The organism is Neisseria sp. P0021.S005, from assembly GCF_051956955.1.
The window spans coordinates 1-2133 of record NZ_JBQCWY010000534.1 but is presented as its reverse complement, the minus strand read 5'-3'; the positions used below and the strand labels follow the sequence as shown (position 1 = coordinate 2133).

Genomic DNA, 2133 nt, shown 5'->3' with positions numbered 1-2133 from the left:
GCAAAATTGCATTTTTCAGGTATAATAATGGATTCCCCAACTGCATTTTGTGAGCTGAATCCATGTCTGTTGTTCTGCCCTTGCGCGGTGTAACCGCCCTTTCCGATTTCCGTGTTGAAAAACTCTTCCAAAAAGCAGCCGCCCTCGGCCTGCCCGAAGTCAAATTAAGCAGCGAATTTTGGTATTTTGTCGGTAGCGAAAAAGCACTTGATGCCGCGACAGTCGAAAAACTGCAAGCCTTACTGGCAGCGCAAAGCGTTGAACAAACGCCCAAAGCGCGCGAGGGCTTGCATTTATTTTTGGTAACGCCCCGTTTGGGCACCATTTCTCCTTGGGCTTCCAAAGCAACCAATATCGCCGAAAACTGCGGTTTGGAAGGTATTGAGCGTATTGAACGCGGTATGGCAGTATGGCTCGAAGGTGTGCTTACCGATGGGCAAAAACAACAATGGGCAGCCCTGTTGCACGACCGCATGACCGAAAGCGTGTTGACCGACATCGATGCAGCGGCGCAACTGTTCCACCATATCCAATCGGAAACCTTCTCCAGCGTAGATGTATTGGGCGGCGGTAAAGAGGCTTTGGTCAAAGCCAATACCGAAATGGGCTTGGCGCTTTCTGCCGACGAAATCGATTATCTGGTTGAAAACTATCAGGCTTTAAACCGCAATCCGTCCGATGTTGAATTGATGATGTTCGCTCAGGCAAACAGCGAACACTGCCGCCATAAAATCTTTAACGCCGACTTCATCCTCAACGGTGAAAAACAATCGAAATCCCTCTTCGGCATGATACGCGACACGCACAACGCGCATCCCGAAGGCACAGTCGTTGCCTATAAAGACAATTCATCCGTGATTGAAGGCGCGAAAATCGAGCGCCTCTATCCAAATGCGGCGGAAAACCAAGGCTACCGTTTCCACGAAGAAGACACCCATATCATCATGAAAGTGGAAACACACAACCACCCAACCGCCATCGCGCCGTTTGCCGGTGCGGCAACGGGTGCGGGCGGTGAAATCCGCGACGAAGGCGCAACAGGCAAAGGCTCACGTCCAAAAGCAGGCTTGACCGGCTTTACCGTCTCCAACCTGAATATTCCGGGCCTAGAGCAGCCTTGGGAACAAGCCTACGGCAAACCCGGCCATATTGCTTCTCCTTTAGACATCATGATTGAAGGCCCGATTGGCGGCGCAGCGTTCAACAACGAATTCGGCCGCCCGAACCTCTTGGGCTACTTCCGCACCTTTGAAGAAAAGTTTGACGGACAAGTTCGCGGCTATCACAAACCGATTATGATTGCAGGCGGTTTGGGCAGCATTCAGGCACAGCAGACGCATAAAGACGAAATCCCTGAAGGCGCATTGCTGATCCAACTGGGCGGCCCGGGCATGCTTATCGGCTTGGGTGGCGGCGCGGCTTCTTCGATGGATACCGGCACAAACGACGCTTCTTTGGACTTCAACTCCGTACAACGCGGCAACCCCGAAATCGAACGCCGCGCGCAAGAAGTCATCGACCGTTGCTGGCAACTCGGCGACAAAAACCCGATTATCTCCATCCACGACGTCGGCGCGGGCGGCTTGTCCAACGCCTTCCCCGAACTGGTCAACGATGCCGGACGCGGCGCGGTATTCAAACTGCGCGAAGTGCCGCTGGAAGAACACGGCCTCAACCCGTTGCAAATTTGGTGCAACGAATCGCAAGAGCGTTATGTATTGTCCATTTTGGAAAAAGATTTGGATACCTTCCGCGCCATCTGCGAACGTGAACGCTGCCCGTTTGCCGTGGTCGGCACGGCGACCGACGACGGCCATTTGCAAGTGCGCGACGATTTGTTCTCCAACAATCCCGTCGATTTGCCGCTGAACGTCTTGCTCGGCAAACCGCCCAAAACCACGCGCAGCGACAAAACGGTTACGCCGTCTGAAAAACCGTTTAACGCGGGCGATATCGACATCACCGAAGCCGCCTACCGCGTTCTGCGCCTGCCTACCGTAGCCGCTAAAAACTTCCTGATTACCATCGGCGACCGCAGCGTCGGCGGCATGACCCACCGCGACCAAATGGTCGGCAAATACCAAACCCCCGTAGCCGATTGCGCCGTTACCATGATGGGCTTCAACACCTATC

The 2133-nt window shown here is 54.0% G+C and carries 1 protein-coding gene; it reads left to right on the top strand.

Features of this window, described 5'->3' with window-relative positions:
- Window positions 1-62: 62 nt before the first annotated feature.
- Window positions 63-2133: phosphoribosylformylglycinamidine synthase (gene purL, locus ACTHUE_RS16515; protein ID WP_440424011.1), on the top strand; the 2071-nt coding region annotated here is incomplete at its 3' end.